Raw genomic sequence first — 22,224 nt, forward strand, 5'->3', positions numbered from 1 at the left:
TTTTATGCAAACCGAACGTATGACCATGGCCCAGGCGCTGGTCCGGTTCCTCAATCAACAGTACGTCAGCGTGGACGGCAACGAAACGCCCTTCGTGGAGGGCGTGGCCACCATCTTTGGGCACGGCAACGTGCTGGGTATCGGCCAGGCGCTGGAGCAGGACCCGGGCCATCTGCAGGTGATGCAGGGCTGTAACGAGCAGGGCATCGCCCATATGGCGACGGGGTTCGCCAAACAGCACCGCCGTCAGCGCATTTTTGCCGTCACCTCCTCCGTCGGGCCGGGCGCCGCCAATATGGTGACCGCCGCGGCCACCGCCACGGCGAACCGCATCCCGCTGCTATTGCTGCCGGGCGATATCTACGCCAGCCGCCAGCCGGACCCGGTGCTGCAGCAGATCGAGCAGTATCACGATCTCAGCATCAGCACTAACGACTGCTTCCGTCCGGTTTCCCGCTACTGGGACCGCATCAACCGGCCGGAGCAGCTGATGAGCGCCATGCTAAGCGCGATGCGAACGCTTACTGACCCCGCCAATACCGGCGCGGTGACCATCTGCCTGCCGCAGGACGTGCAGGGGGAGGCCTGGGAATACCCGCTGAGCTTCTTCGCGCGTCGCGTGCATCACATCGAGCGCCGTCCGCCTGACCCGCAGCGTCTGGCGCAGGCGCGGGCGCTGATCGCCCGCAAGCGTCGTCCGCTGGTGGTGTGCGGCGGCGGCGTGCGCTATTCCGGCGCGCATGAGGCGTTTCGCGAGTTTGTCGAGACGCTGCGGCTGCCGTTTGCCGAAACCCAGGCCGGAAAGGGGGCGTTGGTAAGTGACCACCCACTTAACCTGGGCGGCGTAGGGGTGACGGGGGGAATGGCCGCCAACCAGCTCGCGCCACAGGCCGATTTAGTGATTGGCATCGGCACGCGCCTGACCGATTTTACCACCGGCTCCAAGGCGATCTTTTCCCACCCGGACGTCGAATTCCTGCTGCTGAACGTGGCCGAGTTTGATGCCCTTAAGCTGGACGCGACCGCGCTGATTGCCGATGCCCAAACCGGGCTGACCGCCTTGACCCACGCGCTCGGCGAGTATCGCAGCGGCTGGGGAGAGGCGATCGCCGAGGCGAAATCCGCCTGGCGCGACGAGTGCCGCCGCCTGTGGGATCGCCAGTGGCGCCCTGACGACGCGCCCGAAGTGGCGGGGCACCTGGATGCGCAGCTGGCGGAATACGGTGAGACGCTCAACACCCGCCTGACCCAGACGCGGGTGCTGGGGCTGATCAACCAGCATATTGAAGATAACGCCGTTGTGGTGGGCGCGGCCGGTTCGCTGCCGGGCGATTTACAGCGTCTCTGGCAGGTCAAAACGCCGGACAGCTATCACCTGGAGTACGGCTACTCCTGCATGGGCTACGAGATTGCGGCAGCTCTCGGCGCGAAGCTCGCCAGACCCGAACTGCCGGTGTATGCCATGGTGGGGGATGGCTCCTACATGATGCTGCACTCCGAGCTGCAAACCGCCGTTCAGGAGGGCATTAAGATCGCCGTTCTGCTGTTTGATAACGCCAGCTTCGGCTGCATTAACAACCTGCAGATGGGGCACGGCATGGGCAGCTTTGGCACGGAAAACCGCCATCGCAACCCGGAAACCGGGCGGCTTGACGGGCCGCTGGTGAAGGTCGACTTTGCGCAAAACGCGGAAAGCTACGGCTGCCGCGCGTGGCGGGTGAACGATGAGCAAAGCCTGCTGGCGGCGCTTGAGGCGTCTCGGGCGCATCCGGGCCCGGCGCTGCTGGACATCAAGGTGCTGCCGAAGACCATGACCCACGACTACGCCTCATGGTGGCGAACCGGCGATGCTCAGGTGGCGGCGTCGTCTGCCGTGCGTGAGGCCGCGGAGCAAACGCAGGCGCAGGTGAAAAAAGCCCGTCAGTATTGAGTTTTCTCTTCGTAACGAAATTTTCATTTCATTTTCCCCTCACCCTAACCCTCTCCCCAAAGGGGAGAGGGGATAGTTTGGTGCGCGCTTTTCTCCCTCGCCCCATTGGGGAGAGGGCCGGGGTGAGGGGAGTTGCCGCACGTCCTTCCATGTTGTGAGATTGATAACAAAATTTATCTCATTCATCTCAAAAGTGTTAACCCGCACTCAAAAACATAATTTTCACTATTTATAAAAATGAAATAAATGTTTTATTTATAGGGTCGTTAGTTCACCGCATTCACCAACACCGGGAGCCGTTATGTTTAACATTGCTTTACTGGGCGCTGGCCGAATTGGCCAGGTACATGCAGCTAACATCGCCAGCCACGGCGCGACCACCCTCTGGTCCGTGGTTGACCCTAATAAGGAATTTGCCACCCGTCTCGCCGCGCAGTATCAGGCCCGCCAGCAGAGCCTGGATGAGGCGATGGCCGACCCTAACGTTCATGCCGTGCTGATTGCCTCCGCAACCGATACCCACGCGGATCTGATTGAAATGGCCGCCCGCCACGGCAAGGCCATCTTCTGCGAAAAGCCGGTACACCTTGACCTCGCCCGCGTGCGCGACTGCCTGAAGGTGGTCAAAGAGTACGACGTGCCGCTGTTTATCGGCTTTAACCGCCGCTTTGACCCGCAGTTCCGCCGCGTGAAAACCGACGTGCAGGCCGGGCGCATCGGCAAACCGGAATCACTGCTGATCATCTCCCGCGATCCGTCTCCGCCGCCTGCGGAGTACGTGCGCGTCTCCGGCGGCATGTTCCGCGATATGACCATTCATGACTTTGACATGGCCCGCTTCATCATGGGCGAAGAGCCGGTGTCGGTGTATGCCCAGGGCAGCAACCTGGTGGATCCGGCGATTGGCGAGGCGGGGGACATCGATACCGCGTTTATCGTTCTGAAATATGCCTCCGGCGCGATGGCGACCATCGTTAACAGCCGCCGTTCATCTTACGGCTACGACCAGCGCCTGGAGCTGCACGGCTCCGAAGGGCTGCTGTGCGCGGGCAATATTCTGGAAAACCAGGTGCAGCACTACGGCAAACAGGGCTGCACCAGCGCGCTGCCGGAACACTTCTTCCTGCAGCGTTACAAATCCGCTTACGCCGCGGAATGGGAACACTTTGTTGCGGTCCTGCGCGGCGAAGCGGTACCAGACTGCAGCGGCGATGATGGTGAACGTGCGCTGTACCTTGCGGATAAAGCGCTGGAGTCACTGCGCAGCCAGCGCGAGATCGTCCTCTAAACACAACAACCCTACACAGAGAGACATAATAATGAAAAAACTGATCGTAGCCGCCCTCATCGCCATGACGTCCGGGGCCGCCCTCGCCGAAAACGAGCAAATTGTTTTCAGTACGCCAAACCTGGCCATGCCGTTTGAAGTTCACATGCAGCGCACGGCGGTGAAAGCCGCAAAAGAGATGGGCGTGAAGCTTCAGGTGCTGGACGGGCAGGGCAGCTCGCCGAAGCAGGTGGCTGACCTGGAAAACGCCATCACCCGCGGGGCGCAGGGCTTTATCGTCTCCCCGAACGACGTCAATGCGGTCTCCAGCGCGGTGGATGAAATTCAGGATGCGAAGCTGCCGATCGTCACTCTTGACCGCTCCGTCGACAGCCAGAAGAAAGTGCCGCACTTTGGCGCCAACAACTACAAGGGCGGCCAGGCGGTTGGCGACTTCGTTAAAACCAAATTCCCCAATGGCGCGGACATCATTCTCCTCACCGGCCAGCCGGGCTCCTCTTCCAATATTGAACGCACCAAAGGGATCCGCGACAGCCTGAAGGCGGGCGGGGACAAATACAAGATCGTCGCCGATCAGACCGGCAACTGGATGCGTTCGGAAGGGATGCGCATCGTTGAAAGCGTGCTGCCTTCGCTGCCGAAGCGCCCGCAGGTGATCCTCTCCGCCAACGACGATATGGCGCTGGGCGCGATTGAAGCGCTGCAGAGCCAGGGCGTGAAGCCGGGTGAAATCCTCGTGACCGGGTTTGATGCGGTGCCGGAAGCGCTGGCCCGCGTGCGCGACGGCTGGCTGGCGGTAACGGCGGATCAGCGTCCGGGCTTTGCGGTGCAGACGGCGATGAGCCAGCTGGTGGCCAACGTGCGCGAGAAAAAAGCCATCACCGGGGCCGACTATCCGCCGACGCTGATCACCAAAGAAAACCTGCAGCAGGCTGAGCGTATCGGTGAGGCCGGTAACTGATTTATCCGCAGCCGCCGCTGGCGCGGCGGCTCACTCTAAAGGAGGAGCAGACCGATGTCGCAACCCTTACTGAAAGTGACCGACCTGGCAAAAAGCTTTTCCGGCGTCTGGGCGTTAAGCAGCGCCCAGCTGACCGTTGGCGCTGGCGAGATCCACGCCCTGCTGGGGGAAAACGGGGCGGGTAAATCCACGCTGCTGAAGGCGCTCGCGGGGGCGCAGCCGCAAACGCGCGGGGATATCTGGTTCAACGGCGAAACGCTGCCGGTGGACGACTCCCCGGTGGCGCGCCAGAACAAGGGCATTATCACCATCTATCAGGAATTCAACCTGCTGCCCAACATGACCGTCGCGGAAAACATGTTTCTCGGGCGCGAGCCGCGCAGGCGTAACCTGATCGTCGACGAAAGGGCGGTTAACCAGGAGGCGCAGGTCATTCTCGATTACCTGCAGCTGAACGTCGCCCCGACCACGCCGGTCGCCCGTCTGAGCGTGGCCCAGCAGCAGATGGTGGAGATCGCCCGGGCGCTGACCCTCAACGCCCGGTTAATCATTATGGACGAACCTTCCGCCGCGCTGAGCGACAGCGAGGTGGAAAGCCTGCACCGCGTGGTGCGGGAGCTTAAAAACCGCGGCGTGAGCATTATTTATGTTACCCACCGTCTGCACGAGGTTTTCCAGCTCTGCGATCGCTTTACCGTTTTCCAGGACGGCCGTTTCACCGGCACCGGCGCGGTGGCGGAGACCAACGTCGAACAGCTGATTCGCCTGATGGTCGGACGCGACGTGGCCTTTAACCGTCGCCCTGCAAGCGAAACCCATCATGAGGACAAACCCGTCCGCCTGGCGGTGAAGGGGCTGAGCCGCGAAAAGCCGCCGCTCGATCCGCACGGCATCGCCCTGCACGACATCAGCTTCCACGTCCACGCCGGGGAAGTTCTGGGCATTGCCGGGCTGGTGGGCGCCGGACGTACCGAAGTGGCCCGCTGCCTGTTTGGCGCTGATGCCTTTACCTCCGGGAGCTTTGAGCTGGACGGCGTGCCGTACCAGCCGCGCGACCCGCTGTATGCCCTCGATCAGGGCGTGGCGCTGGTGCCGGAAGACCGCAAAAAAGAGGGGGCGGTGCTGGGGCTGTCGATTCGCGACAACCTGTCGCTCTCCTGCCTCTCTTCGCTGCTGCAGTGGCGCTGGTTCGTGAACACCCGCAAAGAGGACGACCTGATTGAGTCCTACCGCAAGGCGCTGCAGATCAAAATGGTCAACAGCGAGCAGGAGGTGCGCAAGCTCTCCGGCGGCAACCAGCAAAAAGTGATCCTCGCGCGCTGCATGGCGCTTAACCCGCGGGTGCTGATCGTCGATGAGCCGACGCGCGGCATCGACGTGGGGACCAAATCGGAAGTGCACCAGGTGCTGTTTGACATGGCGAAAAAGGGCGTGGCGGTGATCGTGATCTCCTCCGATCTGCCTGAGGTGATGGCGGTGTCCGACCGGATCATCACCCTCAGCGAAGGCCGGGTGACCGGCGAGATCCACGGTGACGACGCTAACGAAGAACGGCTGATGACGATGATGGCCATCAACCACAACGCCCTGAACGCGGCATAACGGAGTTTCTCATGACGCAGATGATTTCTAAAACGCAGGCCCCGGTCAAACGCGCCGGACGCATCGATCCCATCGCCTTCTTCGAGCGCTTCGGGGTGCTGATTTTCATGATCCTGCTGCTGATCTTCTTCCAGTCGCAGAACAGCAACTTTTTCTCTGAACGCAATATTTTCAACATCCTTACCGAAGTCTCCATCTACGGGATCATGGCCGTGGGGATGACCTTCGTCATTCTCACCGCCGGGATTGACCTCTCCGTCGGCTCCATTCTGGCGGTGTGCGCCATGACCGCGGCGTACGTGATCAAAGGCGACAACTTCACTACCGTCGACCCGAACGCCTGGGGCGGCATGAGCTGGCTGATTGGGCTGGGGATTTGTCTGGCCATGGGCACGGCGATTGGCTTCCTGCACGGCCTGGGCGTCACCCGCCTGCGCCTGCCGCCGTTCATCGTTACCCTCGGCGGGATGACCATCTGGCGCGGCCTGACGCTGGTGATTAACGACGGCGCGCCGATTGCCGGTTTCGACCCTGGCTACCGCTGGTGGGGACGCGGGGAGCTGCTCGGCATCTCTATTCCTATCTGGATCTTCGCCATCGTCGCCGTCGGCGGCTATCTGGCGCTGCATAAAACCCGCTGGGGCCGCTTCGTCTACGCCATCGGCGGCAACCCGGAGGCGGCGCGCCTGGCGGGGGTAAACGTCAAGCGCGTGCTGGTCAGCGTCTACGTGCTGATCGGCTGTCTGGCCGGGCTGGCGGGCTTCATCCTGAGCGCGCGACTGGGAAGCGCCGAGGCGGTGGCCGGGATCTCCTTTGAGCTGCGCGTCATCGCCTCGGTGGTGATCGGCGGCACCTCGCTAATGGGCGGCTACGGGCGCATCGGCGGCACCATTATCGGCTCCATCATTATGGGCATTCTGATTAACGGCCTGGTGCTGATGAACGTCTCGGCCTACTACCAGCAAATTATCACCGGATTAATTATCGTTCTGGCGGTGGCATTCGATACCTATGCCAAAAGCCGTCGCGGCGCACTGTGAGGATCACGATGAAAGAGGTTCGTATTGGATTAATTGGCACCGGGTATATCGGCAAGGCGCACGCTATCGCCTATGCCCAGGCCCCGACGGTGTTCAACCTGCGCGGCAGGCTGGTGCGCGAGATGGTGGCGGAAGTCACGCCGGAGCTGGCGGCAGCGCGCGCGCAGGCGTTTGGCTTCAATCGCTCCACCGGGGACTGGCGGGCGCTGGTGGCCGACCCGGCCATTGACGTGGTGGATATTTGTTCACCCAACCACCTGCATAAAGAGATGGCGCTGGAGGCGATCCGCCACGGCAAGCACGTCTACTCCGAGAAGCCGCTGGCGCTTAACGCCCACGACGCGCGCGAGATGGTCGACGCCGCGAAGCGGGCCGGGGTGAAAACGCTGGTGGGGTTCAACTACATGAAGAACCCGACCGCGCAGCTGGCGAAGGAGATTATCGCCCGCGGCGAGATTGGCGAGGTGATCCACTTCTACGGCACCCATAACGAAGACTATATGGCCGACCCGCTGTCGCCCATTCACTGGCACTGCTTTAAAGAAACCGCCGGGCTGGGGGCGCTGGGCGACCTCGCGGCGCATATCGTCAATATGGCCCAGTACCTGGTGGGGGATATCGAGCAGGTCTGCGGCGACCTGAAGATCGTGGTCCCTGAACGCCCGGCGAAGGCCGGATCGTCTGAGATGATTGCCGTCGAAAACGAGGATCAGGCCCACGCGATGGTGCGTTTTGCGGGAGGGGCGCAGGGCGTGATTGAAACCTCCCGCGTTGCCTGCGGCCGCAAGATGGGGCTGTCGTACGTCATCACCGGGACGAAAGGCGCCATCAGCTTCACCCAGGAGCGCATGGCCGAGCTGAAGCTCTATCTGCATGACGATCCGGTGAACCGTCAGGGGTTCCGCACGCTGCTCGTCGGCCCGGCGCACCCGGACTACGCCGCGTTCTGCATGGGCGCGGGACACGGGATTGGCTTTAACGATCAAAAAACGGTGGAGGTGCGCGACCTGGTGGATGGGATTGCCGCCGACGCGCCGATGTGGCCGGACTTCGAAGAGGGCTGGAAGGTGTCGCGCGTGCTGGACGCGATTGCACTTTCGCACCGGGAAGGCCGCTGGCTGAACGTGAACGACATTGTCTGATGAGGTATCAACGTGGAAAAGCAGTTTGATGTGATATGCATGGGCCGCGTGGCGGTAGACCTCTACAGTCAGCAGATTGGTGCCCGTCTGGAGGACGCGTCGAGCTTCGCCAAATATCTCGGCGGGTCGTCCGGCAACGTGGCGTACGGCACCGCGCGTCAGGGCCTGCGCTCGTCGATGCTGGCGCGCGTCGGCGATGAACATATGGGTCGCTTCCTGCGGGAAGAACTCAACCAGGTGGGCTGCGATACCAGCCATCTGATTACCGATAAACAACGCCTCACGGCGCTGGTGCTACTCGGCATTAAAGACCGGGACACCTTTCCACTGATTTTTTATCGCGATAACTGCGCGGACATGGCGATTACCGCCAGCGATGTGGACGAACGCTACATTGCCTCCGCACGTTGTCTTGCCATCACCGGGACGCATCTTTCTCATCCGCAGACCCGCGAGGCGGTGCTGACGGCGCTGGGCTATGCCCGCAGCCACGGCGTGCGCACGGTGCTGGACATCGACTACCGTCCGGTGCTGTGGGGGCTCACCGCCTTAGGCGACGGCGAAACGCGCTTTATCGCCGCCGATACGGTCACCCGCGAGCTGCAGGAGGTGCTGCACCTCTTCGACGTCATTGTCGGCACCGAAGAGGAGTTTCACATTGCGGGCGGCAGCACGGAGACCCTGCAGGCGCTGGGGCAGGTGCGCGCCGTCAGTGAAGCTGCGCTGGTCTGCAAACGCGGCGCGCTCGGCTGCTCGGTCTACACCGACGCCATTCCGCCCCGGCTGGACGACGGCCTGACGGTGACCGGCGTGCGCGTGGAGGTGCTGAACGTCCTCGGGGCGGGGGACGCGTTTATGTCCGGTCTGCTGCGCGGCTACCTGAACGACGAGGGCTGGGAGCAGGCGTGCCGCTACGCCAACGCCTGCGGCGCGCTGGTGGTCTCGCGCCACGGCTGCGCCCCGGCGATGCCGAGCAAAATCGAGCTGGATGACTATCTTTCCCGCGCTTCGAACGTGCCGCGCCCGGATCTCGACCCGCGTCTTAACCATCTCCACCGGGTAACCACCCGCCGCCGCGAATGGCCGGAGCTGTGCGTGATGGCCTTCGACCACCGCAGCCAGCTTGAGGATATGGCGATGCAGTGCGGCGCGTCGCTTAAGCGCATTCCGGCGCTGAAGCAGCTGATCCTGCAGGCCAGCCGCGAGGCGGCGAGCCGCGCCGGGCTGGAGGGCAAAGCGGGCCTGCTGTGCGACGGCACCTTTGGTCAGGACGCGCTGAACGCGATCACCGGGGAAGGGTGGTGGATTGGCCGCCCCATCGAGCTGCCGGGCTCCCGGCCGCTGGAGATGGAGCACGGCAACATCGGCACTCAGCTTATCAGCTGGCCGCAGGAGCACGTGGTGAAGTGCCTGGTCTTCTTCCACCCGGAAGATGCCCACGGCCTGCGCCTGGAGCAGGAGCAGAAAATCGCCGAGGTGTACCACGCCTGCTGCCGGTCCGGGCACGAGCTGCTGCTGGAGGTGATCCTGCCCGCGACCATGCCGCGCAGCGACGAGCTCTACCTGCGCGCCATCTCCCGCTTCTACAACCTGGGTATTTACCCGGACTGGTGGAAGTTGCCGCCGCTCTCCGCCGACGGCTGGACGGCGCTGAGCGAGATTATCGAACGCAGGGACCCGCACTGCCGCGGGGTGGTGATCCTCGGCCTGGACGCCCCGGCGGAACAGCTGCGCGCCGACTTCAAAGCCGCATCGGGTCAGGCGCTGGTAAAAGGCTTCGCCGTGGGGCGCACGCTGTTTGGCGATGCCTCCCGCGCGTGGCTGAAGCACGATATTGACGATGCGCAGCTGGTGGCGCGCATCCGGGACAACTACCTGCAGCTTATCGCCTGGTGGCGCGAGCGCGGACACGCATAATGGAGACGACAATGAGTGTACAACTGGGCATTAACCCGCTGACGTGGACGAACGACGATCTGCCTTCTCTCGGCGCGGAGACGTCGCTGGAGACCTGTCTGAGTGAAGGTAAAGAGGCCGGTTTTGCCGGTTTCGAACTGGGCAATAAATTCCCGCGCGAAGCGCGCCTGCTCGGCCCCATTTTGCAGCGCCATGACCTGCAGCTGGTCTCCGGCTGGTACTCCGGCCGCCTGCTGGAGCGCAGCGTGGAGGAGGAGATCGCCGCCGTGCAGTCCCACCTGACGCTGCTGCGCGAGCTGGGGGCGAAGGTGCTGGTGTTTGCGGAAGTGAGCGGCTGCATTCACGGCGAACAGCAGACCCCGGTGCACCTGCGCCCGCGCTTCCCGCAGGAACGCTGGAAGGAGTACGGCGAGAAGCTCACCGAATTTGCCCGCTACACCCAGCAGCAGGGCGTGCAGATTGCCTACCATCACCATATGGGCACGGTGATTGAGTCCGCCGACGACGTGAACAACCTGATGATCCACACCGGGGAGGAGGTTGGATTGCTGCTGGATACCGGCCATCTGACCTTTGCCGGGGCCGATCCGCTGGCGGTGGCGCAGCGCTGGGCGTCGCGCATCAACCACGTTCACTGCAAAGACGTGCGTGCCGAAGTGCTGGCGGACGTCAAAAACCGTAAAACCAGCTTCCTCGATGCGGTGCTGAGCGGCGTGTTTACCGTGCCGGGCGACGGCTGCGTGGATTATCCGCCGATTATGCGGCTGCTGAAGGAGCAGGATTATCACGGCTGGCTGGTGGTCGAGGCGGAGCAGGATCCGGCGATTGCCCATCCGCTGACCTATGCCCGTCTGGGGTATAACAACCTGAGCCGTCTGGCGCGCGACGCCGGACTGATTTGAGGAGGGGACATGTCACGTCTGTTATCACGCTGGCAACAGCCGAACGCGGAGGGGCGCACCCAGTCCGTCACGCCGGAAAGCGCGGGGTGGGGCTACGTCGGCTTTGCGGCGTATGAGCTGCAGGAGGGGCAGACGCTGACGCTGCCCGCCGTCAGCGAAGAGCGCTGCCTGGTGCTGGTGGCCGGACGCGCCTCCATCCGCACGCCTTCCGCGCAGTTTAACGACATCGGCGAGCGGATGAGCCCGTTCGAGCGCATCAAGCCGTGGGCGGTGTACGTCACCCCGCAGGAGACGGTGCAGGTGAAGGCGCTGACGAAGCTGGAGCTGGCGGTCTGCGCCGCGCCGGGCAAGGGCACGTATCCGACGCGGCTGATAGCCCCGCAGGACATCGACGGCGAAGCGCGCGGTAAGGGTCACAACCAGCGCTACGTGCATAATATTTTGCCGGAAGACAGGCCCGCCGACAGCCTGCTGGTGGTGGAGGTGTGGACCAACGAGGGCTGCACCAGCTCGTACCCGAGCCACAAGCACGACACGGATAACCCGCCGCAGGAGACCTATCTGGAGGAGACCTACTACCATCGCCTCAACCCGGAGCAGGGGTTCTGCATGCAGCGCGTCTACACCGACGACAGAACGCTGGATGAGTGCATGGCGGTCTACAACCGTGACGTGGTGATGGTGCCGAAGGGCTACCATCCGGTCGCGACGATGGCTGGGTATGACAGCTACTACCTCAACGTGATGGCCGGGCCGGTGCGCAAATGGATGTTCACCTGGGAGGATGACCACGCGTGGATTAACCGGGATTATCCCGCAGATAGCGGTGGCTGAGGCTGTTTTTTGCCGGGTGGCGCTGCTGTATGACCGGATACATAGGTGACAGATCAGACCGGGAACATAGGTAACACTTTTTAGTCTATCCGGAGCACACTCTGGGTTTTTCGGTCATAGTACGCAAGCGTTATTCCGTTAAAGATGATGGCCTCAAGGCCATCATCTTGTTCTTCCAGTATGATGTACTCATCAGTCAGCGCTTCACTCAGGAACACCGTCCCCTTTTTCCCCATATAGAGTGTCCCCCTCGATTTCACCCTGTAGACCGTCCTTCCCTCCGGATAAGCATATTCAGGAACCCTGCCATCCCAGTGCCGGCCTGAGGGCTTCCACACCGTTCCGGGCGTTGCACCCGCCAGGGCTTCATGCGGCCTTTCGTGGTTAAACTCTTCCCGGTAGTCACTGAACCACCGCTGTTGTTCTTCCATTGTCATGAAGGTGTTGCCCTGTTTCACTGCACTTTTCAGCGAGCGGTGCATTCGCTCATGACGGCCGTTTTCTTCCGGATGCCCCTTTCTGATACGTTCCGGTCTGATGCCCAGCTTTATCAGCCAGACGGCAAGGCGACTTAACCCGGCGATACCTGTTCCCGCGAACGGCTGACCATTATCCGTTCTCAGGACTTCCGGCAGACCGTACTCCAGGAACGCATCCGTCAGGCACTGCCTGACGAAGGGCTCGCTCTCCCGGTCCGTTCCCCGGCAGCTCAGAAGGTACCGGCTGTGATTGTCGGTCAGGGTGAAGGGATGGCAGTACTCTCTGCTCAGCAGCCTGAACTTGCCTTTAAAATCAGCGCTCCAGACCTGATTGTTCTCACTGATGATGGTCAGAGGCTGGCGATTACCCGGTGTTCTGCGTTTTCGCTTTTTATCCGGAACCAGGCCTTCACGCTTGAGGATATCGCCGATAGTGCTGGCAGCAGGGACGGTAAAATCGACGTGATGATTGAGCAGCCACATCCGCAGTTTTTTGGGGCCCCAGTCAGGGTGTTTTTGCCTCAGGGCAGTCAGGTGTCCGGCGATATCATCAGGAACCGTCCGGGAGTGGGAGTGTGGCGCGCGCGACCGGTCAGAGAGAGATGACAGGTCAGAGGGGTCAAAACGCTGAAGCCATTTATAGCCGGTTTTACGGCTGATACCAAAAAGACGGCAAAGAGCGGAGAAGGAGTCCGTACCTGCATGGCAGGCACGGATAAAATCAAGGCGTTGCATAGGTCGGGTCTCAGTCCAGGGCATAGCGAGTCTCCTCTTCTATGCCAGTTATAACTGTTACCCATGTATCCGGTCTAAAGTGTTACCCATGTTTCCGGTTCATACCCTGCGCTTACCCGGCCTACGAAACCGTAGGCCCGTGCAAGCGCAGCGCCGCCGGGCAAAATTGAGCTCACCGGATCCGCCGCGCCTGCTCAACTGACGGGTTCTTAAAAATGGTGGACCGCCGCGTGGGGCGGGACGGTGAATTCAACGGCTTTGTGGTCGAGCGGCTTATGCGTCGGGTCGGCCAGAATAATGGTCACCTTGTGTTTCCCAGCGGGCAGCCCCACCAGGATCACCGGCTCTCCACTGGCGTCAGCCCAGTGCCACGGCGCGCCGTCCACCACCACGTGAATGTGCCCGATGCGCGGGGTGACCTTGAGCGCTTCGGGGCCGAATACCGGCTCGATGCGCAGGTTTTCGGCACGGTACTGAATAAACACCGCGCCTTTGCTCAGCGGCCCGGCAAGCGGCGGATCGACTATCAGCTTTGCGGGCGGCTGCGGCTGCGCCAGCGGAGCAACGGCGGCGGGGCCGTTCACGTCAGCGGCGCTCAGGTTGTCCAGCGGTGTGGCCTGGGCATGGACTACAGATGCCAGGACAAGCAGGGGGATAAGTGCATAACGACGAATCATCGGTTTCTCTCCTCATCGGTTCTGAATGGCGACAGGGAAAGAAAACCATTTTTATGTATCGGAGATATTTGCCGGAGGCGGCGTTTTGTACCCGTTTGTCAGCGTGGCGCTCTGGATACAGTGCGATACACTTTGCCTGCCGGGACGGCGCACAATCGCTATCGCCAGCCCGGCAATCACCAGCGTCAGGCCCGTAGATACCCACATTGCCCCGGTGATACCCAGCGTTTTATTCAGCCACGCATAGGCAAACGGTGAGGCTGCCGCCATCAGCTGGCCGGGGATAAGCAGCATGCCCGTGCGGCGGGCATAGCTTTCGGTACTAAACAGCTCCAGCGGCAGCGTGGCTTTCACGATGGTGACCAGCCCGTTGATGGCGCCATAGCCCAGCACAAAACCGGCCGCGCACCAGACAAACAGGGTGCTGCTCATCCCCAGAAGGAAGCAGAGCGGCATGGCGAGCGCGGTAAAAAGCGTGAGTTTGAAGGGGGTTAAGCGGGCACCCGCCAGCACTTCCAGCGAGCGAGCGCCCGTCTGGCCGAGTCCCCACAGCATGCCGATGGCGACAGGCAGGCCGAAGTGGGCAATAAACTCCGGCAGATGGGTGGACGTGCCGTTAGAGACAAAGGTGATGAGGGCAATGAAGGCGGCATAAAGCCAGCCGTTACGCCGCTCGTTGTTCAGCGGCGGCGCGGCGACCTTTGTCGTCACCGTCAGCCGCTGCCGGGGAAGCGTTCTTATCAGCGCCGCGCTCAGCAGGCCGAAGAGAGCATAGACGCGCAGCGCCTCCTGCCAGCTCATCACCTGAAGCAGAGCATCGCCCAGCGGCCAGAAGACGGCGGAGGCCAGCCCGCCCGCCAGCGTGACGCGTGAAATCGTTCTTCGCGCCTGCTGCCCGTAGAGGTTCACCAGCGCGGCGAACAGCGCATCGTACAGCGACAGGCGCATCCCTATACCGCACAGTAGCCAGGCGCAGTACCAGCCAAAAAGCGTCTGGGTATAGGCCATCCCTGCGCAGCTTGCGGCGATCAGCAACGTGCCGCTCATCACCACCGTCTGGCCGCCAAAGCTCGCCAGCAGGCGGGCGACAAACGGGGAAACTGCCGCCATCACCAGCATCGCCAGCGTCAGGCCGAGGTAAATCTGCGGAGATGACCATCCCCGGTCGGCTGCAATGGCCAGCGCAAAGGTGCCGGGCATATAAAACGAGATCCCCCAGTTGATGAGTTGATTACATCCCGCCGTCAGGGCGAGGCGGCGAGGCAGGGCAGGTGTTTCCATTATTTTTCATTCCGCTATGCAGTTGTCCTGAGCATAACTCGCGCGGTATTGTGCTGGCAGGGCCGCAACCTTATGCGCGGTATAAGAGAAACTTTGAATGACGACGCTTAATCTGGGCTATCTCGCCACGTTCCGTCTGGTGATCCAGCGCGGCAGCTTTTCAGCGGCAGCGGATGCGCTGGGCATTTCCCAGCCCGCCGTCAGCCTGCAAATACGCCAGCTGGAGCAGTTTTTGCAAACGCGTCTGGTAGAGCGGACCGGGCGAGGGATTAAGGCGACGGCTGCCGGGCAGGCTTTGCTGGTGCACGGGGAGCGTATTCAGCAGGCGGTGGATGACGCTATCCGGTCCGTGAGCGCCTTCAGCCACGATGTGAGCGGCACTATTACGCTGGGTACGGGGGCAACGGCCTGCATCCATCTTCTGCCGCCGCTGCTGGAGAAGCTACGCCGCGACTATCCGCTTCTGAGCGTGGGAGTCACGACGGGCAACACCCTCGACATCGTCAGGGCCATCGAAGAGAACCGTCTCGATATGGGGCTGGTGACGCTGCCGGTGAGCGGTAGGGCGCTGGACGTCATGCCGGTGATGGACGAAGAGTTTGTCTTTATCGCGTCGCGGGAGCAGCAGGAGGCTTTCAGGGCGTTCACCCCGGAGGCGCTGCACGCTCAGCCGCTGATTGCCTTTGAATCAGGCAGCGGTACCCGGGCGCTGATCGACGGCTGGTTTGCAGCCAGTGGATTAGCGATCGTGCCGGCGATGCAGCTTGGCAGCATCGAGGCGATCAAACGCATGGTTCGCGCGGGGCTGGGCTATAGCATCGTGCCGCGAATGGCGGTCGAACAGGATGCCGATCGCGAAGGGCTATGCGTGACGTCGCTTACGCCCATGCTGCAGCGGCAGCTGGCGGTGGTGATGCGGCAGGATAAAATCCTCAGCAAAGGGATAGCAGGCATCATTCGGATAGTGCAAAACCCTCCGGCGGCCTAGCGGTCAGCGGTGTCGACGGTCAGGCTGGACTGCTGCGACTGGGTTTTATCCTGATGGTGATACCAGGCGCCAATCGAAGAGTAAACAAAGCGGCCAAAGAAAAACAGGAAGCTGATGAGCAGTATGATGCGGGTCATTCGGGTGTTAAATTGATGTCGTTTGCGCATACGCGTGACCTGACTCACTCTGTTTATCCTGGGTAAGCCCTTTTGGGCGATAGGGACATTAAGGCACAGCGGGAAGGTGGGGTCAATTCTGCTGTGTGTAAATAACCGTCAATGTTTACATTAATTAATGTTATTAAAATTAATTAATGCATTTACCATATTGATAATATGAAGAAAATGATTTCAAAAAAACGCCGCGAAAAAGATATTTGCGTAAATTAGTTTGATTTAAGTCAACGGGTTCCCGGCCCTGATATTTAAAATCCTTCCTCCACACTGTTCGCCCCGCACGCCGCCGGGCGGTGCGTACGTCAGGTTGGATGCCTGTCTTTATTTTCCCTCTGGAGCGAAAGGGGTTTAACCGGGCATCTATGAACATTCTCGCTTTCCTGAAAAAAAATGAAAACCGCTGGTGGGCACTGCCGCTTATTTTGCCTGTGGTTTTACTTCCCGTGCTGAGCATTGCGAATACGTTCACGCAGCTGGGCGACGGCATTGTGGCACTCTATTATTTACCCCTCTCATTTTTGCTTTCGCTGATGATGTTCTTTGGGCTGGAAGCGCTGCCCGGGATCGTATTGTCGCTGTTTATTCGCTATTACCCCTCGGTCGGCATGTTCGAAACGGTCGCCGGCGTACTCCATTTTATCGTCCCTTTAGTGCTCAGCTGGGGCGGCTACCGGGTGTTCGCGCCCAGACGGAATATGACCGCGTACGGCGACATCCGGCTGATGGCGCAGCGCATCTTCTGGCAGGCCTTCTGCCCCGCAACGCTATTTCTGCTGCTGTTTCAGTTTGCAGTGTACTTAGGCGTGTATGAGAGCCGGCAGAGCCTTGCGGGATTAAACCCCCTCAATATTCGCACGCTCATCAACTATCAGACGCTGCTGGTCAGCGGGCTGACGGGCGTGCCGCTGAGCTATCTGCTGATCCGCCTGATTCGTCATCCGCGCTATCTCAAAAGCCTTATCTCGCAGATCCGTTCCCAGATAGACAAAAAGGTGACGATCGTTGAGTTTCTTGTATGGGCTATCGCGCTTGGCGGGCTGCTTTCGCTGCTGCTGCTCCCGATGAATGAAAACAGCTCCATTTTCACCACTAACTACACCCTGTCGCTGCTGATGCCGGTGATGCTCTGGGGCGCGATGCGCTTTGGCTATAAGCTGGTGTCGATAATCTGGATACCGGTACTGCTGGTGTCTATTCACTATTTTTACCGCTATATCCCGGTGAACCCGGGATATGACATTCAGCTGGCGATCACCTCTTCCAGTTACCTGGTCTTCTCGTTTGTGGTGATTTATATGTCGATGCTGGCGACCCGGCAGCGCGCGGTGAACAAACGCTCCCGCAGTCTGGCGCTGCTCGACCCGGTCGTCCATATGCCTAACCTGCGGGCGCTGTCGCGCGAACTGGCGAAAAACCCGTGGTCGGCGCTGTGCCTGCTGCGCATTCCGGAGCTGGAAATTCTGGGCCGAAATTACGGCGTGTTGCTGCGCATTCAGTACAAACAGCAGCTGGCGCAGTGGGTGAATGGCACGCTCCAGCCCAATGAGCAGGTCTATCACCTGACCGGGTATGACCTGGCGGTACGGCTCAACGCGGAATCGCACCAGCAGCGGATTGAGGCCCTGGACGAGCATCTTAAACAGTTCCGCTTTGTCTGGGACGGCATGCCGCTGCAGCCGCAGGTGGGCGTGAGCTATTGCTATGTCCGGTCCCCGGTTAACCATCTTTATCTGGTGCTGGGTGAACTGGGGGTGGTTGCCGATCTGTCGCTCTCCTCCAACCATCCGGAAAATCTTCAGCAGCGTGGGGCCGTCCATCTGCAGCGCAGCCTGAAGGATAAAGTCGCGATGATGAGCCGCCTGCAAAAGGCGCTCGATAACGACGAGTTCACCCTGCTGGTTCAACCCGTTCGCGGCCTGCGTGGCGATCGCTATCACGAAGTCCTGCTGCGGATGCCGGATGTCAACGGGCTACTGCTCTCCCCCGACCAGTTCCTGCCCGTCGCGCAGGAGTTTGGCCTCTCCTCGCGGGTAGATTTGTGGGTGCTGGAGCATACCCTGCGCTTCCTTGCCGCGCATCGCGAAAAACTGCCCGGCCAGCGCTTTGCCATTAATCTGGCCCCGTCGACCGTGTGCCGGGTGCAGTTCCCGCTTGAGGTGAGTCGCCTGCTGGCGAAATACGCCATTGAGCCGTGGCAGCTCATTTTTGAAGTGACGGAGTGCAGCACTTTCGGCAGCGGGGAGCAGGCGCGACATATTCTCCAGCAGCTGCAGAAAATGGGGGTACGCATTGCGATTGATGATTTTGGTACCGGGTATGCGAGCTATGCGCGGCTGAAAAGCGTGGATGCCGACATTCTCAAGATTGACGGCAGCTTTATCCGCAATATCGTCAACAACAGCCTGGATTATCAGATCGTGGCGTCTATCTGCCATCTGGCGCGCATGAAGAAGATGCTGGTGGTGGCCGAGTACGTCGAGACGGAAGAGATACGTAGCGCGGTTCACGCGCTAGGCATCGATTATGTGCAGGGCTATCTGATTGGCAGGCCGGAACCGCTTGAGTCTCTGCTGGAAGCGGAGGCGTCCACCGCGGACGCCTGAGCCGTTATGCGGCGACGTCGGCGCTCTCTTCTTCGATTTTGAGCAGCCAGCCGGTGACCGCTTCCCAGTACTGTTGCTCTTTTTCCAGGTCCAGCAGGACCAGCGCGTTCTGGCTGAACCAGTCGTGCGGGAAGCTCAGCGTCCAGTGATGGTCGTCGGTTTTCAGCTTCAGCGTAGGCGGCGTGGTGGTGGCCTGGCGCTGGTTATTGAGTAGCACGCCCAGGCGCAGCAGCTGAATCAGCGGCAGGAACTGCTTCTTCTTGAACAGCGTGAAGCGCGGCAGGTCGTCGAGCTTGATGGCTTTGCGGTGATAGCGCACCAGGGTCGCCATCATGGTTTGCTGCTCCTGGTTGAAGCCGGGCAGATCGCTGTTTTGTAGAATGTAGGCCGAATGACGATGCATCCCGCTGTGGTTGATGTTCAGCCCCACCTCGTGCAGCATCGCGGCCCATTTCAACAGCGCGGCAAGCTGCGGGTGCGCGAGCTTCGGATTTTGTTCTTCCCACTGTTCGTACATCTGCACCGTAGTTTCCAGCACGCGCTTCGCCTGTTCGCGATCGATGTTGTACTGGTTGGCCAGGCTTTGCGCGGTGCGGCTGCGGATATCCTGATGGCGGAAGCGACCTTCCATCTCATACAGCACGCCTTCACGCAGCGCGCCGTCTGAAAGACGCAGCTCCTTAATTGCCAGCGCATCAAACACGCCGCACAGGATCGCAAGCCCCGGTACGAAGACTGATTTGCGCTCATCGGACAGGCCCGGCAGGCTCAGGGCGTCGAAGCTTTTATGCTTCAGCACCTCTTCGGTGAGCAGAGCCAGGCGTTCAGGGGTAATAATCCCGTCTTTTTCACCCATCGCCAGCAGCACTTCATGCGCGGCTTTAATCGAGCCGGATGCGCCCAGCGCCACGTTCCAGCCCTGGATACGGTACTGCCAGGCCAGGTTTTCCAGCTTCTGGACAGCCGCCATACGCGCACGCTGGAAGTTCTCGCGGGTGATGGTGCCGCCCGGGAAATACATCTGCGCGAAGCTGACGCAGCCCATACGGCGGCTTTCCACCAGGCGCGGCTCAAAGTCTTCGCCGATCACCAGCTCCGTTGAGCCGCCGCCGATATCGATAACCAGCTTGCGCCCTTTTTCCGGCTGGGTGTGCTCAACGCCCATGAAAATCAGACGCGCTTCCTCGTTGCCGGAGATGATCTCAATCGGGTAGGGGATCACCTTTTCGGCCCGCTTGAGGAACTCCGGGGCGTTCAGGGCCTGGCGCAGGGTGTGGGTGCCAACGATGCACACGCTGGAGGGCGAGAAGCCCTGCAGGCGTTCAGCAAACAGCGACAGGCAGTTTAACCCGCGCTCCATTGCCTCTTCGCTGAGCATGCTGCGTTCATCAAGGCCATCCGCCAGGTGCACGCGCTGCTTCAGGCGACCGATGATCTGCAGCGCACCATCCACCTCACGGGCGATGACCATGTGGAAACTGTTAGAGCCAAGATCGACCGCGGCGAATTCCTGCGGGCGTGGGGTCTTATCATTTATCGGCATAGGTTAATCGGGTTGCTCGAGTGATTTGATATAGTCGTAAATCGCCAGTTGCGACCGCACTTTGCGGCGGTTGCCGCGCGGCACATAGCGGTTACTGAGTTCTTTGTCGATATAGCGTGCTTTCACGGTATCGCTGAACAGAATCTCGATGATGTCGAGGATCTGCTGCTTCAGGCGCGGATCCAGCAGCGGTGCCGCGACTTCAATTCGGTAGTCAATGTTGCGCGTCATCCAGTCTGCCGAAGAGAGATAGACCTGTTTATCACCCGCATTATCAAAAATATAGATCCGATCGTGTTCCAGGTAACGGTCAACAATGCTGATCACGCGAATATTGTCGCTGATGCCTTCCAGTTCCGGGATCAGCGAGCACATGCCGCGGATCAGCAGATTAACCGGCACGCCGGAGCTGGACGCCGCGTACAGCCTGTCCACCAGCCCTTTGTCGACAAGGTTGTTGAGCTTCAGCGTGATGCCGGACGACAGCCCTTTCTGGGCATTGGCGATCTCTTTATCGATCATATCGTACAGCAGACGGCGCGAGTTCTGCGGCGAGACCAGCAGATAGTCAAAGCTCACCGGACGGTACGGGTTCTCAATAAAGTTAAAGACCCGGCGCACCTCGTTCGTGATGCGGGCATCGGCGGTCAGCAGCGAGTAGTCGGTATAAATTCGCGCCGTTTTCTCGTTAAAGTTCCCGGTACCGATGTGGGCATAACGCACCACATCGTCGCCTTCTTTACGGGAGATGAGGAACAGCTTGGCGTGAATTTTTAGCCCCGGCGCGGAGAAGATGACGTGCACACCGGCTTCCGTCAGACGGCGCGCCCAGTGAATGTTCGCCTCTTCGTCGAAGCGCGCCTGTAGCTCAACCACCACGGTGACTTTTTTGGCGTTGTGCGCCGCATGGATCATCGCGTCGATGATGCGGGAATCTTTTGCCACGCGGTAGATGTTGATTTTGATCGCCAGCACGCTCGGGTCGAAAGAGGCCTGACGCAGCAGTTCCAGAACGTGTTCGAACGTGTGGTACGGATAGTAGAGCAGCACATCGCGTTCGCGGATGGCGTCGAATCCGTTGCGGAATTTATCAAACCACAGATGGCGCAGGCGCGGCAGCGGCTTGTTCACCAGGTTGGCCTTGCCGACGTTCGGGAAGCCAATAAAGTCTTTAAAGTTGTGGTAACGACCACCCGGCACGATGGAGTCATAGCGCGAAATGGTCAGTTTATCGCGCAGCATCTCCACCATGGCGTCCGGCATATCGCGCTGATAAACAAAGCGCACCGGCTCGGCCGTCAGGCGCTGTTTCAGGCTGGAGGACATCAGCTCCATCATGCTGGCTTCCATCTCGTGCACCAGGTCATATTCGGCGTCACGGGTCATCTTCATCGAGTAGGCGTTTAACGCATCGTAATCGAAGAAGCCTTTGAAGATGTCGTCCAGACAGTAGCGCAGGATGTTGTCCAGCAGGATCATCGGCTTGCGTCTGCGCGGGGTTTCCGGCGGCAGGTTCACAAAGCGCGGCACCTTGTCGGACGGGATCTCCAGCAGCGCGTAACGGATGGATTCACCGCGAATAATTTCCACCGCCAGGTAGGTGTAGTCATCCTTCAGGAACTGTACCAGATCGGTTTCGCGGTTGATCAGAATCGGGGTAATGTGCTGGCGCAGGTAGTGTTTGAAGTAATGGCGCAGCCAGTTTTGTTGGTTAACGGAAAGCTGGCGTTCGTTAATCAGGAAGATTTGATTGCGCGCCATCTCCAGCAGCAGTTCGTTATACAGGCCGTCAAATTCCTGATCGGCTTTCAGCACGCGGGACTGGATTTTGCCCAGCAGATGCCGCGAGTGCGAGTTTAGGCCCTGTTCTTCGCTGATGATGATGCGTCTTTTCAGCTCGGCAAAGCGAACCTTGTAGAACTCATCCAGGTTGTTGGAATAAATGCCCAAAAAACGCATGCGCTCGATCAGCGGGTTACTTTTGTCTGCCGCTTCCTGGAGTACACGTTCGTTAAATGCTAACCAGCTTAGCTCTTTCTCGATATATAACTTTTCCTGACCCATTACAGCTCACACTCCAGTTCAATCACAGGACGTGGTAAATCCGTCTCGTCCTTATTATGGCG

17 protein-coding genes are annotated in these 22,224 nt (G+C 60.3%); 11 read left to right on the forward strand and 6 right to left on the reverse strand.

Going from position 1 to position 22,224, the window contains the following annotated elements; genetic code table 11:
- The first annotated feature begins 4 nt into the window (after window positions 1-4).
- The 9 genes from iolD (at window position 5) to iolB (ending at window position 11,616) form a co-directional block, all read left to right on the forward strand.
- Window positions 5-1,930 carry a 3D-(3,5/4)-trihydroxycyclohexane-1,2-dione acylhydrolase (decyclizing) gene (gene iolD / locus V4835_RS06670; protein WP_331411619.1) on the forward strand — a complete coding sequence of 642 codons (1,926 nt, stop codon included), beginning with the start codon at window positions 5-7 and terminating at the stop codon, window positions 1,928-1,930.
- Window positions 1,931-2,231: 301 nt separating this feature from the next.
- Window positions 2,232-3,218, forward strand: a complete 987-nt coding sequence (iolG, locus tag V4835_RS06675) for an inositol 2-dehydrogenase (protein ID WP_331411620.1) — start codon at window positions 2,232-2,234, stop codon at window positions 3,216-3,218.
- 31 nt (window positions 3,219-3,249) lie between these two features.
- Window positions 3,250-4,179 carry a sugar ABC transporter substrate-binding protein gene (locus V4835_RS06680; protein WP_023333011.1) on the forward strand — a complete coding sequence of 310 codons (930 nt, stop codon included), beginning with the start codon at window positions 3,250-3,252 and terminating at the stop codon, window positions 4,177-4,179.
- A 54-nt stretch (window positions 4,180-4,233) separates the two neighbouring features.
- Window positions 4,234-5,781 carry a sugar ABC transporter ATP-binding protein gene (locus V4835_RS06685; protein WP_331411621.1) on the forward strand — a complete coding sequence of 516 codons (1,548 nt, stop codon included), beginning with the start codon at window positions 4,234-4,236 and terminating at the stop codon, window positions 5,779-5,781.
- A gap of 11 nt (window positions 5,782-5,792) precedes the next feature.
- Window positions 5,793-6,821 carry an ABC transporter permease gene (locus tag V4835_RS06690; RefSeq protein WP_028014045.1) on the forward strand — a complete coding sequence of 343 codons (1,029 nt, stop codon included), beginning with the start codon at window positions 5,793-5,795 and terminating at the stop codon, window positions 6,819-6,821.
- A gap of 8 nt (window positions 6,822-6,829) precedes the next feature.
- Window positions 6,830-7,963, forward strand: coding sequence for a Gfo/Idh/MocA family protein (locus V4835_RS06695; RefSeq protein WP_070533459.1), 1,134 nt, complete (start codon window positions 6,830-6,832; stop codon window positions 7,961-7,963).
- 12 nt (window positions 7,964-7,975) lie between these two features.
- Window positions 7,976-9,880 carry a bifunctional 5-dehydro-2-deoxygluconokinase/5-dehydro-2-deoxyphosphogluconate aldolase gene (locus tag V4835_RS06700; RefSeq protein ID WP_331411623.1) on the forward strand — a complete coding sequence of 635 codons (1,905 nt, stop codon included), beginning with the start codon at window positions 7,976-7,978 and terminating at the stop codon, window positions 9,878-9,880.
- 11 nt (window positions 9,881-9,891) lie between these two features.
- On the forward strand, window positions 9,892-10,782 hold the full coding sequence (iolE, locus tag V4835_RS06705) for a myo-inosose-2 dehydratase (RefSeq protein WP_331411625.1): 891 nt from the start codon (window positions 9,892-9,894) through the stop codon (window positions 10,780-10,782).
- 9 nt (window positions 10,783-10,791) lie between these two features.
- Entirely contained in the window at window positions 10,792-11,616 is an 825-nt protein-coding gene (gene iolB / locus V4835_RS06710) for a 5-deoxy-glucuronate isomerase (protein ID WP_331411627.1), read from the forward strand.
- An 80-nt stretch (window positions 11,617-11,696) separates the two neighbouring features.
- Here iolB and V4835_RS06715 read toward each other — a convergent pair whose 3' ends face one another.
- From V4835_RS06715 to V4835_RS06725, 3 genes are all read right to left on the reverse strand, one after another.
- Window positions 11,697-12,854, reverse strand: coding sequence for a DDE-type integrase/transposase/recombinase (locus tag V4835_RS06715; protein ID WP_331411629.1), 1,158 nt, complete (start codon window positions 12,852-12,854; stop codon window positions 11,697-11,699).
- A 185-nt stretch (window positions 12,855-13,039) separates the two neighbouring features.
- Entirely contained in the window at window positions 13,040-13,507 is a 468-nt protein-coding gene (locus tag V4835_RS06720) for a DUF6130 family protein (RefSeq protein ID WP_331411631.1), read from the reverse strand.
- A gap of 51 nt (window positions 13,508-13,558) precedes the next feature.
- On the reverse strand, window positions 13,559-14,788 hold the full coding sequence (locus V4835_RS06725) for an MFS transporter (protein ID WP_331411633.1): 1,230 nt from the start codon (window positions 14,786-14,788) through the stop codon (window positions 13,559-13,561).
- 97 nt (window positions 14,789-14,885) lie between these two features.
- Here V4835_RS06725 and V4835_RS06730 point away from each other — a divergent pair, with 97 nt between their 5' ends.
- Window positions 14,886-15,776, forward strand: a complete 891-nt coding sequence (locus V4835_RS06730; RefSeq protein WP_331411635.1) for a LysR family transcriptional regulator — start codon at window positions 14,886-14,888, stop codon at window positions 15,774-15,776.
- Here V4835_RS06730 and V4835_RS06735 read toward each other — a convergent pair.
- The gene (locus tag V4835_RS06735) at window positions 15,773-15,961 is read right to left on the reverse strand and encodes a YfgG family protein (RefSeq protein ID WP_029739958.1); all 189 of its coding nucleotides are present in this window, start codon (window positions 15,959-15,961) and stop codon (window positions 15,773-15,775) included. The genes V4835_RS06730 and V4835_RS06735 overlap by 4 nt on opposite strands.
- A 353-nt stretch (window positions 15,962-16,314) precedes the next feature.
- Here V4835_RS06735 and V4835_RS06740 point away from each other — a divergent pair, with 353 nt between their 5' ends.
- On the forward strand, window positions 16,315-18,555 hold the full coding sequence (locus V4835_RS06740; protein WP_331411637.1) for a sensor domain-containing phosphodiesterase: 2,241 nt from the start codon (window positions 16,315-16,317) through the stop codon (window positions 18,553-18,555).
- Window positions 18,556-18,559: 4 nt separating this feature from the next.
- Here the strand turns inward: V4835_RS06740 and ppx are convergent, their stop codons facing one another.
- Together ppx and ppk1 are read right to left on the reverse strand one after the other, a co-directional pair.
- Window positions 18,560-20,098 (reverse strand): exopolyphosphatase, encoded by a 1,539-nt coding sequence (gene ppx, locus V4835_RS06745; RefSeq protein ID WP_121425173.1) that lies wholly within the window; start codon window positions 20,096-20,098, stop codon window positions 18,560-18,562.
- A gap of 3 nt (window positions 20,099-20,101) precedes the next feature.
- Window positions 20,102-22,162, reverse strand: a complete 2,061-nt coding sequence (gene ppk1 / locus V4835_RS06750) for a polyphosphate kinase 1 (RefSeq protein WP_063143454.1) — start codon at window positions 22,160-22,162, stop codon at window positions 20,102-20,104.
- Window positions 22,163-22,224: the final 62 nt, after the last annotated feature.

The organism is Enterobacter cloacae complex sp. CARB60 (assembly GCF_036487345.1).
Taxonomy (GTDB): Bacteria; Pseudomonadota; Gammaproteobacteria; order Enterobacterales; family Enterobacteriaceae; genus Enterobacter; species Enterobacter asburiae_D.

Bases quoted from the DNA above. Each gene is read 5' to 3' on its own strand.
- V4835_RS06680 (WP_023333011.1), top strand. From the start codon at position 3,250: ATGAAAAAACTGATCGTAGCCGCCCTCATCGCCATGACGTCCGGGGCC.
- ppk1 (WP_063143454.1), bottom strand. From the start codon at position 22,162: ATGGGTCAGGAAAAGTTATATATCGAGAAAGAGCTAAGCTGGTTAGCA.
- iolE (WP_331411625.1), top strand. From the start codon at position 9,892: ATGAGTGTACAACTGGGCATTAACCCGCTGACGTGGACGAACGACGAT.
- iolG (WP_331411620.1), top strand. From the start codon at position 2,232: ATGTTTAACATTGCTTTACTGGGCGCTGGCCGAATTGGCCAGGTACAT.
- iolD (WP_331411619.1), top strand. From the start codon at position 5: ATGCAAACCGAACGTATGACCATGGCCCAGGCGCTGGTCCGGTTCCTC.
- ppx (WP_121425173.1), bottom strand. From the start codon at position 20,098: ATGCCGATAAATGATAAGACCCCACGCCCGCAGGAATTCGCCGCGGTC.
- V4835_RS06725 (WP_331411633.1), bottom strand. From the start codon at position 14,788: ATGGAAACACCTGCCCTGCCTCGCCGCCTCGCCCTGACGGCGGGATGT.
- V4835_RS06740 (WP_331411637.1), top strand. From the start codon at position 16,315: ATGAACATTCTCGCTTTCCTGAAAAAAAATGAAAACCGCTGGTGGGCA.
- iolB (WP_331411627.1), top strand. From the start codon at position 10,792: ATGTCACGTCTGTTATCACGCTGGCAACAGCCGAACGCGGAGGGGCGC.
- V4835_RS06690 (WP_028014045.1), top strand. From the start codon at position 5,793: ATGACGCAGATGATTTCTAAAACGCAGGCCCCGGTCAAACGCGCCGGA.
- V4835_RS06730 (WP_331411635.1), top strand. From the start codon at position 14,886: ATGACGACGCTTAATCTGGGCTATCTCGCCACGTTCCGTCTGGTGATC.
- V4835_RS06720 (WP_331411631.1), bottom strand. From the start codon at position 13,507: ATGATTCGTCGTTATGCACTTATCCCCCTGCTTGTCCTGGCATCTGTA.
- V4835_RS06715 (WP_331411629.1), bottom strand. From the start codon at position 12,854: ATGCCCTGGACTGAGACCCGACCTATGCAACGCCTTGATTTTATCCGT.
- V4835_RS06695 (WP_070533459.1), top strand. From the start codon at position 6,830: ATGAAAGAGGTTCGTATTGGATTAATTGGCACCGGGTATATCGGCAAG.
- V4835_RS06685 (WP_331411621.1), top strand. From the start codon at position 4,234: ATGTCGCAACCCTTACTGAAAGTGACCGACCTGGCAAAAAGCTTTTCC.